The 13650-nt window shown below is 63.0% G+C and carries 12 protein-coding genes and 1 tRNA gene; 5 read left to right on the top strand and 8 right to left on the bottom strand.

What is annotated here, in order from left to right:
- Positions 1-288: 288 nt before the first annotated feature.
- Positions 289-1701 (bottom strand): ATP-binding protein, encoded by a 1413-nt coding sequence (locus ACM0M4_RS13760; RefSeq protein ID WP_031637697.1) that lies wholly within the window; start codon positions 1699-1701, stop codon positions 289-291.
- A 77-nt stretch (positions 1702-1778) separates the two neighbouring features.
- Here ACM0M4_RS13760 and ACM0M4_RS13755 point away from each other — a divergent pair, with 77 nt between their 5' ends.
- The gene (locus ACM0M4_RS13755; protein WP_003102481.1) at positions 1779-3122 is read left to right on the top strand and encodes a response regulator; all 1344 of its coding nucleotides are present in this window, start codon (positions 1779-1781) and stop codon (positions 3120-3122) included.
- Positions 3123-3132: 10 nt separating this feature from the next.
- On the opposite strand, the gene ACM0M4_RS13750 is transcribed toward ACM0M4_RS13755, so the two are convergent.
- Positions 3133-4740 carry a methyl-accepting chemotaxis protein gene (locus tag ACM0M4_RS13750; protein ID WP_033994145.1) on the bottom strand — a complete coding sequence of 536 codons (1608 nt, stop codon included), beginning with the start codon at positions 4738-4740 and terminating at the stop codon, positions 3133-3135.
- Between the two features lie 112 nt (positions 4741-4852).
- Positions 4853-6001 (bottom strand): alkane 1-monooxygenase AlkB1, encoded by a 1149-nt coding sequence (gene alkB1, locus ACM0M4_RS13745; protein ID WP_003102475.1) that lies wholly within the window; start codon positions 5999-6001, stop codon positions 4853-4855.
- Positions 6002-6347: 346 nt separating this feature from the next.
- Here alkB1 and ACM0M4_RS13740 point away from each other — a divergent pair, with 346 nt between their 5' ends.
- Positions 6348-6950, top strand: a complete 603-nt coding sequence (locus ACM0M4_RS13740; RefSeq protein WP_003113348.1) for a nitroreductase family protein — start codon at positions 6348-6350, stop codon at positions 6948-6950.
- Between the two features lie 62 nt (positions 6951-7012).
- Here ACM0M4_RS13740 and ACM0M4_RS13735 read toward each other — a convergent pair whose 3' ends face one another.
- On the bottom strand, positions 7013-7912 hold the full coding sequence (locus tag ACM0M4_RS13735) for a DMT family transporter (protein WP_023085312.1): 900 nt from the start codon (positions 7910-7912) through the stop codon (positions 7013-7015).
- A gap of 132 nt (positions 7913-8044) precedes the next feature.
- Between ACM0M4_RS13735 and ACM0M4_RS13730 the strand changes: the two genes are divergently transcribed.
- Together ACM0M4_RS13730 and ACM0M4_RS13725 are read left to right on the top strand one after the other, a co-directional pair.
- A complete protein-coding gene (locus ACM0M4_RS13730) occupies positions 8045-8482 on the top strand; it encodes an Lrp/AsnC family transcriptional regulator (protein ID WP_003102469.1) in 438 nt (145 codons plus the stop codon).
- A 14-nt stretch (positions 8483-8496) separates the two neighbouring features.
- Complete coding sequence (locus ACM0M4_RS13725) at positions 8497-9057, top strand: GNAT family N-acetyltransferase (protein ID WP_003115331.1); 561 nt, start codon at positions 8497-8499, stop codon at positions 9055-9057.
- Between the two features lie 31 nt (positions 9058-9088).
- Here the strand turns inward: ACM0M4_RS13725 and kynA are convergent, their stop codons facing one another.
- Positions 9089-9955 carry a tryptophan 2,3-dioxygenase gene (gene kynA / locus ACM0M4_RS13720; protein WP_010793077.1) on the bottom strand — a complete coding sequence of 289 codons (867 nt, stop codon included), beginning with the start codon at positions 9953-9955 and terminating at the stop codon, positions 9089-9091.
- A gap of 324 nt (positions 9956-10279) precedes the next feature.
- A complete protein-coding gene (locus ACM0M4_RS13715) occupies positions 10280-10870 on the bottom strand; it encodes an NAD(P)H-dependent oxidoreductase (protein ID WP_003102463.1) in 591 nt (196 codons plus the stop codon).
- Positions 10871-11293: 423 nt separating this feature from the next.
- On the opposite strand from ACM0M4_RS13715, the gene ACM0M4_RS13710 reads away from it, so the two are divergent.
- Positions 11294-12334: a hypothetical protein gene (locus tag ACM0M4_RS13710; protein ID WP_023096670.1), complete on the top strand. Its 1041-nt coding sequence runs from the start codon at positions 11294-11296 to the stop codon at positions 12332-12334.
- Positions 12335-12725: 391 nt separating this feature from the next.
- On the opposite strand, the gene ACM0M4_RS13705 is transcribed toward ACM0M4_RS13710, so the two are convergent.
- Both ACM0M4_RS13705 and ACM0M4_RS13700 read right to left on the bottom strand, forming a co-directional pair.
- Positions 12726-12799 (bottom strand) — tRNA-Cys (locus tag ACM0M4_RS13705).
- Positions 12800-13088: 289 nt separating this feature from the next.
- Positions 13089-13622 carry a ProQ/FINO family protein gene (locus tag ACM0M4_RS13700; protein ID WP_019681625.1) on the bottom strand — a complete coding sequence of 178 codons (534 nt, stop codon included), beginning with the start codon at positions 13620-13622 and terminating at the stop codon, positions 13089-13091.
- Positions 13623-13650 lie beyond the last annotated feature (28 nt).

The raw sequence follows: 13650 nt of genomic DNA, 5'->3' as shown, positions 1-13650 counted from the left end.
CCTCCATCTACTGGCGCCTAGCTGGCCCCTGGCCGTCAAGCCTAGCTACAAAGCTACAGCTCGGATGCCCGCAAACCGTTGTCACTATTGACCTTCTGGCTCGGTAGTTCTAGCAGGAAGGACTTGACAAAACAGATTTTAAGTCCCTTGCGTCTACCGATTTCGCCATCCGGGCAGGATCTCGCTTCAAGTGAGCCGGCAACGGGAACCAAACCGGCATCCCAACCCGAGACCCACCCCAAACGGTAGATAAATCATTGTCTTACGTTACTCTAGCCGGCGCAACAGTTAATTTCCGTGGGCTCCGCCCAGGTTGCCGGGTGATTCCAGGGGAAGCACGATCCGGAAAGCGCTGCCGACTCCCGGCTGGCTGCGTACCTCGATGGTGCCGCCGTGTTTCTGGACGATGCCGTAGGAGAGCGACAACCCCAGGCCGGTCCCCTTGCCTACCGGCTTGGTGGTGAAGAACGGATCGAAGATGCGCGGCAGGATCTCGGGGGAGATACCCTGCCCCGAGTCTTCCACTTCGATCCAGGCATGCTCCACGGTATGCCCCGTGCGAATCACGATGCGACCCCGCTCCGGCCCCATCGCCTGGGCCGCGTTCATCACCAGGTTCATCACCACCTGGTTGATCTGCGACGGCAGGCACTTCACCTCGGGTAGATCGCCGTATTCGCGGACCACGTCGGCCCGGTACTTCAGTTCGCTGGCGACGATATTGAGGGTCGACTCGATCCCCTGGTGCAGATCGGTCCACTGCCAGTCGTCCTCGGCGTCGACGCGGGAGAAGTTCTTCAGGTCCTGGACGATCTTGCGCACCCGCCCTATACCTTCCCTGGATTCGCGCAGCAACACGGCGACATCCTCCTTGACGAAGGCCAGTTCGACCCGCTCACCGAGCTGCTCCAGGCGTCTTGCCAGCGCCTCGTCGCGGATCGCGGGGCGAGCCTCTTCATAGGCTTCAAGTACCTCCAGCAAACGCCTGACGTGCTCCTCCAGGGTGGTGTAGTTGGAGGAAACGTAGCTGATGGGGTTATTGATCTCATGGGCGACGCCGGCGGCCAGGTGGCCGATCGAGGCAAGCTTCTCCGTCTGCACCAGTTGGCTTTCCAGTTCCTTGCGCTCGCCGATCTCTTTCTCCAGCGCCTCCTTGGCCTGGCCGACTTCCCGGGTGATCTCCTGGATGGCAGCCTCCATCCGGCTCATCTGCAACTGGAGGTGAGCCGTCACGTTCCACTTGGCGCTGAGATTGCCGGCCATCTGGCGGACCTCCTGTCCCTGCAAAGGCAGGCCGAGGAGCAGCAGGCGCTCTTCCGCAGCCCACGGCGCCAATAGCGGAAAATCGGCGGGAGGCGCATGCACCACGACCTGCAAGCGGGAGTCGAGACGCCAGAACCGCTCTAGAACGGGAATATCCGCGCCTACCGACGGCATCCCGAGAAACACCACGGCATACGGCGCATCGGCCTGGAGGGCCGAGCGTATCCGCCCCAATGCCTCCTCGGCGCTTCCCGCCGTATCCACCTGGTAGCCCCGCTCAGGCGCCACGGGAGGCGATTCGGCCCCTAGGGTTCCCTGCAACAACCCGCATACACGGTCTCGATCCGCCTGCCGCTCATCGATCACCAGCAAGCGCCGGTTCCTGATGGGTAACGTCTCCATGATCCGCACCTCCGCTCGCCCAACCGCCGCGTGCATGCGCCCTCGTCCAGGCCAGACTCGGACTATGCTTGCCTGAAGTATTCAGGCAAAACTCACCCGGTGGACAGACACTCATGAACGATAGCGCACCTCCTTCCAACGAGACGGAGATCCGCTTCAGCGTGCTGCTGGTCGACGACGAGCCGCTGATCCTCAGCAGCCTGCGCCGGCTGCTACGCAACCAGCCCTACGACCTGTTGCTGGCGGAGAGCGGCGAACAGGCCCTGCAACTGCTGGAAAGCCGGCCCGTGGACCTGGTGGTGTCCGACGCCCGCATGCCGAACATGGACGGCGCTGCCCTGCTCGCGGAAATCCATCGCCGCTCCCCGGAAACCATTCGCATCCTGCTCACCGGCCATGCCGACCTGCCAACCATCGCCAAGGCCATCAATGAAGGGCGCATCCACCATTACCTGAGCAAGCCGTGGAACGACGACGAGTTGCTGCTGACCCTGCGCCAGTCGCTCGAATACCTGCATTCCGAGCGCGAGCGGCGGCGCCTGGAGCGACTTACCCAGGAGCAGAACGACCGCCTCCAGCAACTCAACGCCACGCTGGAAAAGCGCGTTCAGGCGCGCACCGCCGAACTGCAGCAGACCGCCGACATGCTCGACCTCGCCTATGAGGAGCTAAAGCGCAGCTACGTGGTCGGCACCGAGGTCTTCTCGCTGCTGGTCAACCAGCGCCTGCCCAAGGACAAGCAGACCAACCAGCAAATCATCGAACTGGTCCGCGCCTGCTGTGCCAGCGGCCTCGTCGACGAATCGGATGGTCGCGACCTGGCGATGGCCGCGGCGCTCTACAACATCGGCAAGCTGAGCTGGAACGACACCCTGCTCAGCTCGCCCTCGGACCTGCTCTATCACCACGACCGCGATCGTTTCCGCGGCTACCCGGAGCTCAGCGAGTCGCTGCTGATGTCGCTGGAACCGATGCAGGACGCCGCCCGCCTGATTCGCCATCACCAGGAGCACTGGGACGGCAGCGGCTATCCGGACCACCTCAAGGGCGAGGCCATTCCCCTGGGCTCGCGCCTCTTGAAGCTGGCGGTGGATTTCGTCGAGCTGCAGCGCGGACTGATCCTCGAACGGCGCATGAATCGCGACGAAGCACTGATGTACATCCGCAAATACGCCGGCCGGCTGTACGACCCCGAGCTGATCGAACCGTTCATCCAGGTCTGCGCGACGACCCTTGCCGATGTCACCCTGGCCGATCCGCAAGTCCGTGCCCATGGCACCCGCGACCTGGTTCCGGGCATGGTGCTGGCGCGCAACCTCACCGCCAACAACGGCATGCTGCTGCTCAACGCGGGCAAGGTCCTGAACCTGGCGCTGATCGAGAAGCTGATCGCCTTCGAAGCGATCGAAGGCGCACGCTACACGCTGTTCGTGCGCCTCCCGGAGTCGACGACCTAGGCGGCTCCCGTCAGATCTTGAAGCGCTCCACCGACGAGCGCATGGTCGCTGCAACCTCGTTCAGGCGCCTGGCGGTGGCGGCCATCTCGTGCATCGCCTGGGTGTTCTGCTGCGAACGCTGGGCGATGAGTTCCACGCGCTGGGCGATTTCATCACTGGCGCGCGACTGCTCGCGGATGGTCTGGGAAATCTCATCGACCACCGACGCGGCATGACGGGTTCCATCGAGGATCTCGTTGATCGACACCCCTGCCTGGCGGGCGAACGACACCCCCTCGTTGACCCGGCTCACGCCGGCCTCCATGCTGTTGATCGCTTGCCCCGTGCTGGCGCGGATGCGCTCGATCATCGCGGTGATCTCCTGCGTCGACTGGGTGGTCCGCGCCGCCAGCCCGCGTACCTCGTCGGCGACCACGGCGAAACCGCGCCCGGCCTCTCCGGCCCGCGCCGCCTCGATGGCGGCGTTCAACGCCAGCAGGTTGGTCTGCTCGGCGATCCCCTTGATCACCTGGATGATCGAATGGATCTCGTCCGACGACTGGCCGAGAGCGGTGATGCTGGTGGAGGACTGGTTGACCACGTCGGCGATGCGGCTCATCCCTTCCACCACGTTGAGGATCACCTGCCCGCCACTGCTGGCCAGCTCCTCGGACTTGGCCGAGATCACCCTGGCGTTGTCGGCGTGGTCGGAAATCTGCGAGATATTGGTGATCATCTCTTCCATGCTCGCGGCCATGCTGGTGGCGCTGTCGGCCTGTTGGCTGGCACCGTCGACGATCGACTGCGAGGTCTGGCCGATGGATTGGGAGGTGTCGTGGAGTTCTTCGCTTTCCTGGCGGATGATGGTGATCATCTGCCGCAGGTTCTCCTGCATCTCGCCCAACGCCCGCTGCAACTGGCCGGCCTCGTCATTGCTGTCGACGCCGATCGGCTCCTGCAGGTTGCCCTGGGCGATCACCCGGGCCGATGAGACCAGTTTGCGCAGCGGCTGCAGGACGGCGCGCAGCAACTGGCGACAGAGCTGTCCAAGGACCAGGCAGGCGACCAGGATGCCGCCCGCGAGCATCCAGGCGGAATAGCGCATGCTGTCTTCGCGCGCCCGGTTGGTCTGCTCGACGTGTTTCTCGATCAGGCTGCTGAGCGCTTCGTTGCGCCCTTCCAGCTCCTTGAAGGCCTGGACGAACTGCGGCAGCTCGGCCCGCGCCGCCACGGGATCAAGCAACGCCTTGCCGACGATGCTCTCGGCGGCGCCGATGTAGGCTTCCAGGTCGGGCCGCAACTCGACCAGCGCCTGGTGGATGGCGTCGTTGAGAGGCAGCCCCTGGTTCTGCTCGACCACCTTGCGAAACCACTGGCTGTGCTCCTGCAGGTCCTCGCGGACCTGCTCGGCCGCCGCGCCGTCGCCGGGCTGGACCACGAACGCCGCGAGGACGTCGGCGCGCAAGGCGTCGTGCATCATGTCGCCTTCCATGTGGTTGCGCAGCGCATTGACGCTCAGCTCGTTCTCCGACAGTGCCTTGCCCAACCGCAATTGCCCCCAGAAGCCGACCCCGCCGAGCAGCACCACAGCCACGATGCCGATGGCGCCCGAAGCGAGGATCCTCTGCCGAATGTTCATCCCTGGGCTCCTTTCCGTGCCGAGATATCGCTAAGGATAGTCAACCCCAGGCAAGGCGGGACTGCCCGAACGAAGAGCTATTCGGGCACGGAGCGGGAGACGCCGGCCATTCTCAGGAAGCTGCCGGCCGCTCGCTCTGTTCGGCCGTCAACTGGAACTCTTCGCCCGCATAGTAGGCCCGCACCTTGGGGTCCATGACCGCCCGCCACAGCGGCGGGATCAGCGCCAGCACCACCATCCCGGCATAACCGCTGGGCATCTGCGGGCTATCGTCATAATGACGGAGGACCTGATAGGGGCGTTTGGCGAAGGCATGATGGTCGGAATGCCGTTGCAGATGGAACAGGACCAGGTTGGTGAAGACGAAGTTGCTGTTCCAGGAGTGGGTATGGTTGGTCCGCTCGTAGCGCCCGTCCTCGCCCTTTCGCCGATGCAGGCCGTAGTGCTCGACGTAGTTGATGATCTCCAGCAGGGTCACCGCGACGAACGCTTGGCCAAGGAAGAAAACCATCCCCAGCCAGCCGAACGCCCAACCGAAACCGACCAGCAACGCCAGGCTCAGCAGGTACCACCAGATCAGTTCGTTCTGCCAGCCGAACACCGGCAGGCCCTTCTTGCGCAGCCGCACCGCTTCAAGGCGCCAGGCGTTGAGGAAGTTGTACTTGTAGGCATGCGGCAGGAACTGGTAGACCGACTGGCCGAAACGCGCCGACGAAGCGTCCTCCGGCGTAGACACATGCACATGGTGGCCGCGCACATGCTCGACCTTGAACCCCGCGTAGCACACGGCGGCCAGCAGGATGCCGCCGGCAGCCTGCTCCAGCGCCGAGTCCTTGTGGATCAGCTCATGGGCGACGACGATCCCCACCGCTCCCATCACCGTGCCCATCGAGAGGATCCAGCCCAACCGGCCGAGCCAGCCCCACTCCTGGAAAGCGACGAACACGCCAGCGGCCCACACCAGCGTACCGATGAGCACCGGCACCGTGGCCAGGGTCAGCAATACGTAATAGCCCTGGCCGAGCAACTGCGGCGTCTGGGTTTCCTCGTCGGGGTTGGCCGGGTCGCGGCCGAACAGCATGTCCAGCAGCGGCCCGATGCCGAATACCGCAATCACCAGGGAAAATGCCCAGAAGGCCGGATGTGCGCTGTCCTGGGCCATCCAGTAGTTGAACGGCATGGACAACGCCAGCAGCAGCCAGAGCCAATAGGCGTACTTCTTGATGGCCAGCATGGTGCTGGGAGAGAAATTTTCAAACATCGTGCGCTCCAGTTTTTGTCCGACAATCCTACAATCGAACCATCACCGAGCCGGGCTGCCAGGTCACCATCACTAAAGGTTGGCCGCCTCCCCCGCCTTCACCCTGCTTGACCTGAATCAAAGGCCAAGTCCTCGCGGTTTTATGCCCATCGACTTTCTCGATATTCCATTTTCATCCGTACTGGCCGTCTCTCGCTGCCGGCCGCGCTGGACCGTGGATACCCGGCTTTCCTGGGGAAGCCGGGTATCCATCGCATCAGCCGATAGGAATCACCGGTTATTTCCCATTGATCTCATCGAGGCCGTCGCTAATATCGAATCCAATTTCCAAACAAGGAGCCTCACGATGTCTGACGCATTCCTCTCCTCCATCAAGAACCGCCGCACCATCTACGCCCTGGACAAGCAACTGCCCGTCTCCCAGGAGAAAATCGTCGAACTGGTCAAGGAGGCCGTCTCGCACAGCCCTTCCGCGTTCAACTCGCAGAGCTCGCGGGTGGTCGTCCTGTTCGGCGCCGAGCACGAGCAGTTCTGGAACATCGCCAAGGACGAGTTGAAGAAGATCGTTCCCGCCGACGCTTTCGCCGCCACCGAAACCAAGCTCAATTCCTTCGCCGCCGGTGCCGGCACCGTACTGTTCTTCGAAGACCAGACGGTAGTGCGCCAGCTTCAGGAGCAGTTCGCCCTCTACGCCGACAACTTCCCGGTGTGGTCGGAGCAGGCCAGCGGCATGGCCCAGTTCGCGGTCTGGACCGCCCTCGCCGAGCACAAGGTCGGCGCCAGCCTGCAGCACTACAACCCGCTGGTAGATGCGCAGACCCACAAGACCTGGAACCTGCCGGAAAGCTGGAAGCTGCGCGCACAGATGCCTTTCGGCGCCATCGCCGCTCCGGCGGGGGAGAAAGCCTTCATCGCCGAAAGCGAACGCTTCAAGGTCTTCGGCAACTGATCGGCCGAGATCGCCGTAGAAAAGCCCCGCCTCGTCGCGGGGCTTTTTCTTTCCCCCGCGCCTCAGCCGCGACGCACCGCCGGCCTCGGCAGGCGCACGCTCCAACCCTGCTGCATGCCTGCCGCGGCGAGCAGGATGGCGGCCACGCCAAGCCACTGGGCCAGGCTCAGGCGATGTTCGAAGACCAGCCAGTCCACCAGGATCGCCGCGACCGGATAGATGAAGGACAAGGCACCGGTCAGCGCCGTCGGCAATTTCTGAATGGCGCCGTAGAGCAGTACGTACATCAGCCCGGTATGGACGATTCCCAGGGTCGCCAGGCTGGCCCAGGGAGCAACGTCCCGGGGCAGTTCGGCAAGGTTCGCCAGCGGTGCGAGCATCAGCACGCCGGTGCCCACCTGGATCAAGGCGATAAGATGCGGCGGCGTGCCTTGCAGGCGCTTCACGATCAGCGCGGCAAAGGCATACAGCAGCGCGGCAGCGAGCGCCAGGAGGATACCGAACAGGTAGTCCCCGCGCGGGGCGTCGCTGTCGCCGTGGGCGCTGACGATCGCCAGCATGCCGGCGAACGAAAGCCCCAGCCAGCCCAGCTTGCGCGCCGTGACCTTCTCGCCGAGAAACACCGCGCCTAGCCCCACCAGCATGAACGGCTGGACGTTGTAGACCGCGGTACCGATGGCGATCGAAGCCCGTGAGTAGGATGCGAACAGCAATACCCAGTTGCCGACGATGAACACCCCGCTGAGGAGCGCCAGCAGGAACGCCTCGCGCCCCAGGCTGCCGCGGCGCAGGAAACCCAGCGCGGCACAGGCGACCAGCAGCGTGGCGAAACCGAATACGCAGCGCCAGAACACCACGTCCAGCACGGGCTGCCCGGAGAGCAGCACCAGCCAGCCAATGGTGCCGCAGATCAGCATGGCCGAAGTCATTTCCAGCGTACCGCGACGGATCGGATCGTTCATGGGCGTTCTCCCGCAAGACAGGCCTATGATTATCCAAAGTCGTCTTCCAGCCCTCCATCGCATTACTCAGGCAAAAACCCGTGACGACCTTTTTTATCAGGGCTATTTTGAAAAAAAACTTTCGAGGCCGACATGACCGACGACATCGACCAACGCCTGATCAACGCCCTCATGGCTGACTCGCGACTGTCCCTCAAGGCTCTCGCCCAGGTCAGCGGGCTATCGGCCCCGAGCGTCGCCGAACGCCTGCGCAAGCTGGAAGAACGCGGCGTGATCCGCGGCTACACCCTGGATGTCGACCCCCGCTGTTTCGGCTACCAGTTCCAGGCGATCGTGCGCATCCGCCCCCTGCCCGGCAGGCTGCACGAGGTCGAGCGACAGATCCAGGACATCGCCGAGTTCACCGAGTGCGACAAGGTCACCGGTGACGACTGCTTCATCGCCCGCCTCCAGGTTCGTTCGATGGAACAGCTCGACACGCTGCTGGACAGGATCAACGGCTACGCGGAAACCAACACCGCCATCGTCAAGAAGTCCCCGGTTAAACGCCGGCTCCCCCCGATGACCTGAGCGAGGCACTCCGCATGCCCACACCCGGCACGGGTTCCGTCCCGGAATTGCAACTCGTCCCATTCCAGCTGGGACACTTCCCAATCCTGCAACGCTGGTTCGCCACGGAAAAGGAGCTGGTGCAATGGGCCGGCCCCGCCCTGCGGCATCCGCTGAGCCTCGAGCAGATGCATGAAGACCTCGCGGAAAGCCGCCGGCGACCGCCGCTGCGCCTGCTCTGGAGCGCTTGCCGGGATGACCAGGTCATCGGCCATTGCCAGTTGCTGTTCGACCGCCGCAACGGCGTCGTCCGCCTGGCTCGCATAGTCCTGGCGCCAAGCGCGCGCGGCCAGGGCCTGGGGCTACCGATGCTGGAGGCGCTGCTCGCCGAGGCCTTCGCCGACGCCGACATCGAGCGCGTTGAATTGAACGTGTACGACTGGAACGCTGCCGCCCGTCATCTCTATCGACGCGCGGGGTTCCGCGAAGAAGGCTTGCGCCGCTCCGCCACCCGGGTCGGCCGGGAACGCTGGAATGTCGTTCTCATGGGGCTTTTGCGGCAAGAGTGGGCGGCGGGAGGCGCCGGCAACGACTGAGGCGCAGGCGGATGCTGCGCCTCATCCGGTACTACAGGTTGGAACGGAGCCGCCACAGTTCGGGGAAGAGGATGGTATCGAGCATGCTGCGCAGATACCCCACTCCCTCGGTTCCGCCCGTGCCGGGTTTGAAACCGATGATGCGCTCCACCGTGGTCACGTGACGGAAGCGCCACTGGCGGAACGAGTCCTCCAGGTCGATCAGTTTCTCCGCCAGCTGATACAGGTCCCAGTAGCGTTCCGGCGCCTGGTAGACCTGTCGCCACGCCGCCTCCACCGAGGCCTCGTAACAGGTGCCGGCCGCCGCGTCCCGGGCGAGCCGCTCCTGGCTTACCGGCAACCCCTGGGCGGCCATCAGGCGGATCGCTTCGTCGTATAGCGACGGCGTATGCAGGGCCTGCTCCAGGGCCGCCAGCAGCTCGGCACGGTGAGCATGGGGCTTGAGCAGGGTGGCGTTCTTGTTGCCGAGGATGAATTCGATCTCGCGGTACTGGTAGGACTGGAAACCGGAAGACTGGCCCAGGTACGGGCGGATGGTGTTGTACTCGGTCGGCGTCATGGTGGCCAGCACCGCCCAGGCGTGTACCAGCTGGTCGAAGATCCGCGAGACCCTGGCGAGCATTTTCAGCGCCGGACCGAGCTTGCCTGACTTGACGTGCTCCCGGGCGGCCCGCAGTTCGTGGAGCATCAGCTTCATCCATAGCTCCGAGGTCTGGTGCTGGATGATGAACAGCATTTCGTTGTGGTCGGGCGAAAGCGGGAACTGGGCGTCCAGGACCTTGTCCAGCTTCAGGTAATCGCCGTAGCTCATCGCATGGGTGAAGTCCAGGGCGGCGTTATGCCACTCAGCCTCTCCGTCCGCTTCTCCCTGGGCCTGGGAGTGAGGGCAAGGACACATGTGAATCTCCTGAATTCGGCGGCAGGCGTCGGAAGTCGATGAGCGACCTGCCGGCAACGTTGTCGGGGGTGGCTTCGACACGGTCGAAGCGCGCTCATTTTACGATGCGCCCATTCGAATATTCGTGCAAAGCATCCTTTCCTGCCCGTCCCCGATGAAATCTAATTCGACGGATCGATGGAAAAATCGAATTTCGGATCACTCGCGGGTCGTGGCCGAGAAAAGCCCGGATAGCGGATCCGTGACCATTAGGCCTCGTCCCGAGAGCCTGGATTTCGACCCGCCACTCCATCCAGCGAAGCGACACGAGGCCCGCCGTCGAACTCAGCCGGCGCGCCCGAACACCCTGTCCAGGTGCGCCTGGTAGGCAGCGACGGTAGCCGGGACGTCCGGGCGCTTCATCACATCCACCGCGAGGAACGTCGGCAGGCCGGACATGCCGAGGAACTGGTTGGCCTTGTGGAAGGGGAAATACACCACATCCACGCCTTTTCCTTCGAAGAAGTCGCTCGGATCGTCGAACGCCTGCCGTGGTGCATTCCAGGTCGCCGAGATCATGTAGCGCTTGCCCTGCACCAGACCGCCGCTGCCATATTTCTGCGTGCTGTCGGAGCGGGTACGACCGTCGTTGGCATAGAGGCTGCCGTGACCGGCCGTGAAGACTTCGTCGATGTAGCGCTTCACCGTCCACGGGGCGCCCATCCACCAGCCGGGCATCTGGTAGATCACCACGTCGGCCCAGAGGAACTTGTCCACCTCCGTCGGGATGTCATAGCCACCGTCGATGAAGGTCTGGCGCAGGTCGAAGCCACGGCGGTCCAGATGGGCCAGGGCGGTTTCGTGCAGGGTCTGGTTGAGGCGACCGTCGGAATGGGCGAAACGCTTTCCGCCGTTGAGCAGGAGAATGTTTTTCATGGTGTTCCGTACATGCTGGAACCGCAGCGGAGATGCCTGCCGATCCCGGGTTGAAGAGAGCGGCAGGTTAGATAGGCGCAGGGAACGGAAAAAGTCGTACGGCGGTAAAACAGATTTGATCCGCACTCACGAATCGCCAGAAGAGCTGGGATGCGCGTCTTCATTGCGCCCCCACGCAGCCAGCCCTCGATGACCGGCACGAACTCTACCCGCAGCGAGCCATCACCAACGCAGTACGCACTGGCTCGCCAGCATTCGAACGCATGTGAGTACCCAGGATTGCAGCAACAGGCTGTGACGCGCTCGACTCAAACGCTCCTTCCTACGCGCGGGACGAACGCTCCTTGGGAATCCGCAAGGAGTAGATTAGGATTCTTCCCGCACTCGCCTTAAGTCATTGGCCCGTATAGATAAGGATATCTCATGAAAACCATCGCTCGGCGTCTGAGCCCCTTCGCGATCCTGCTCCCGGCAAGCCTGTTGTCAGCCTGCGCCTCCCTAGGCAACGCCGGACTCGGCGGCTCCCAGCAGAACCCCACCAACCAGCTCCTGAACATGATCGATGAGGCTACCCGCGAAGGTATGTCCGTGGTGCTGGTACCGGCACTCATGCCCAACAAGAGCGTGACGGACCTCTCCAGCTACTCGCATCGGGTCATATTCAAGAACAAGGACGTGCCCGGGATCGCCTACATGCAGGCCTTTGCCAACAACGACCTGGAGAAGATCAAGGAAGCCGTCTATCTGTGGGACTTCCTCGAGGTCAACATCGTCCCGCCGGGAACCTACCTGCTGTCCGGAGGGATCGACTACAAGATCGACAGCACCCTTGCCCAGATCAAGGCGCCAAAGGGGCAGCCGGCTGCCAGCCCACTTGGTTCGGTGAACCTGTCCGCCGTGCTGTATCGCCGGTTCGTGAAGGAGAACTACTGGCGCGACGCCTCCTATGCAGACAAAACCTACACACAGAATGTCTGCAGCGCCGTGCACATGGCCTCCGGCCAATGCGTGGGCTGGACCGAGCAGCAATACAGCCAGCGGGAAATGGTCTCGGATGCCGGTTGGGCCGAAGGCACGAAGATCGAGGATGTTCCCTCCATCAAGCTGCAAGCGCAGATACCCGACGCCTATGCCCCGCTGTCCTTCACCATTCAGCCTGGGCAGATCCTGCTCAGCGATCGGTTCCACTTGAAGACCCCGGCCGTGAGCTATGACAGGAAGACCTGCAAGGCCGTGGACACGCAAAACATCAAGTGCGCCTTGCAGGATATCCAGGTCTTCATGAGGCCAGCGCCCATGGAGCTGACGAAAAGGTTCATCGATCACGAGCAGCCAAGGCTGGATGAAACGGGCCGCCAGGTGCTCGCGCGCATCCAGCCGATGAAAACCGAGATACTCGGCGAAGCAGGCATGGAAGACCTGACCTGGGGCCTGCCGGTTTCCTTGAAACGCAAGGCAAGATGAAACGGGCCCTCCGCCGAGCGCCTTCCGCTCGCGGTCGCCACAACGGTTGATCGATAGAGGCCCGGAAGGCAGGCGGCAGGACAGACCGGCTCGGCTGGTCATGTTCGATGACGACCAGCCGATGACCGACCCAGACCGGATCTTGCGTCCAGATGAAAGCCGCGCACGGGGCTGGATTGCAGGCAACGGCCGAAAACGTGACAGGTGCTGGGGTACTCCTCGGACACTCCGGGAAAGTAGCAATTACGGAGCGGTTATCGGGAAAGGGAGGCGGTTGCGAGACCGTAAAAGTATGAAAGCGTTATGGGGGCACCCCAAGGAACTTGCTTCAGCAATACCGGACAGGAAAGAAAAAAGCCCCGTAACTCACTGAGCTACGGGGCTTTCCTGTTGGAGGCTGAGGTCGGAATCGAACCGGCGTTCACGGATTTGCAATCCGGTGCATAACCACTCTGCTACTCAGCCTTTGAGCGAAGCGACATGCGTTTGGCATATCGCTGAAATTTCTTTCCTGGCGCGATTTTGAACTTATAACCCTTTGATTTCAAAAGATTTTTAGCTCACCCATCGCTGGAATGGACGCAATTATGGACGGATTCGCCGAGCTTGGCAAGCGCTCTACGAAAAAAACTTTGCAGATCAGGCTATTGCGTAGCACAAGCCGGGAGAAACGGGCCCAGACGTCCGCGAAATGGGCCCGCAGCGACCGGCAACCGAGGAGCGCGCCAGGATCCGACGCGCCCTGCCCCGGCGATCAGTTCGCCTCGGGCCTCGCTTCGGTTGCGGGCGCTTCAGGCGTCGGCGCCTCCGTGGCGGCCGGCGCTTCGCCACCCGCCTGTGCACGCTTGGCGCGCTTCTCGCGCATCTGCTCGCGCTGCCGGCGAGACGCCTGCCGCCGCGCATACACCGCCTGCTCGGCGGTTACCTTGCCGGCAACCTGGCCTTGCAGATCCAGTCGCGGCGCATCTTCCACCATACAACTCCAGTAGCGGCTGCCCTGGCACCAGGTGGCGATGGCCTGTTTCAGTTGTTCGGCGGTGATTCCCAGTAGTTCGAGGTGCTGCTGCGCATCCTGGAGAATACCCTGCTTGAGCGGAACCTTGGCCGCGGGACTTTTCGGAAACGCCAGCGGAAAATGCCGTTGCAGCCTCCAGATAGCCTCGACTCCCGGCTCGACGGCTTCACGTTTCTTCGCGCGTCCCGCGGAGCTTTTGGTTTGAGCCGGTTTCGCCTGCGCCGCCTGTGCGCGCAGACGGTCTCTCAGCTCGGCAAGTTGTTCAAAACCCATCGTTCGCTTCACTAGTGCTGGTTCATTT

This window comes from Pseudomonas sp. 18-147 (assembly GCF_051048045.1).
Classification (GTDB): Bacteria; Pseudomonadota; Gammaproteobacteria; order Pseudomonadales; family Pseudomonadaceae; genus Pseudomonas; species Pseudomonas aeruginosa.
The sequence above is the reverse complement of the archived record's forward strand: the minus strand, read 5'-3'. Positions and strand labels throughout refer to the sequence as shown.

Excerpts from the sequence above, each read along its gene's own strand:
- ACM0M4_RS13760 (WP_031637697.1), bottom strand. The coding sequence starts at position 1,701 with ATGCACGCGGCGGTTGGGCGAGCGGAGGTGCGGATCATGGAGACGTTA.
- ACM0M4_RS13755 (WP_003102481.1), top strand. The coding sequence starts at position 1,779 with ATGAACGATAGCGCACCTCCTTCCAACGAGACGGAGATCCGCTTCAGC.
- ACM0M4_RS13750 (WP_033994145.1), bottom strand. The coding sequence starts at position 4,740 with ATGAACATTCGGCAGAGGATCCTCGCTTCGGGCGCCATCGGCATCGTG.
- alkB1 (WP_003102475.1), bottom strand. The coding sequence starts at position 6,001 with ATGTTTGAAAATTTCTCTCCCAGCACCATGCTGGCCATCAAGAAGTAC.
- ACM0M4_RS13740 (WP_003113348.1), top strand. The coding sequence starts at position 6,348 with ATGTCTGACGCATTCCTCTCCTCCATCAAGAACCGCCGCACCATCTAC.
- ACM0M4_RS13735 (WP_023085312.1), bottom strand. The coding sequence starts at position 7,912 with ATGAACGATCCGATCCGTCGCGGTACGCTGGAAATGACTTCGGCCATG.
- ACM0M4_RS13730 (WP_003102469.1), top strand. The coding sequence starts at position 8,045 with ATGACCGACGACATCGACCAACGCCTGATCAACGCCCTCATGGCTGAC.
- ACM0M4_RS13725 (WP_003115331.1), top strand. The coding sequence starts at position 8,497 with ATGCCCACACCCGGCACGGGTTCCGTCCCGGAATTGCAACTCGTCCCA.
- kynA (WP_010793077.1), bottom strand. The coding sequence starts at position 9,955 with ATGTGTCCTTGCCCTCACTCCCAGGCCCAGGGAGAAGCGGACGGAGAG.
- ACM0M4_RS13715 (WP_003102463.1), bottom strand. The coding sequence starts at position 10,870 with ATGAAAAACATTCTCCTGCTCAACGGCGGAAAGCGTTTCGCCCATTCC.
- ACM0M4_RS13710 (WP_023096670.1), top strand. The coding sequence starts at position 11,294 with ATGAAAACCATCGCTCGGCGTCTGAGCCCCTTCGCGATCCTGCTCCCG.
- ACM0M4_RS13700 (WP_019681625.1), bottom strand. The coding sequence starts at position 13,622 with ATGGGTTTTGAACAACTTGCCGAGCTGAGAGACCGTCTGCGCGCACAG.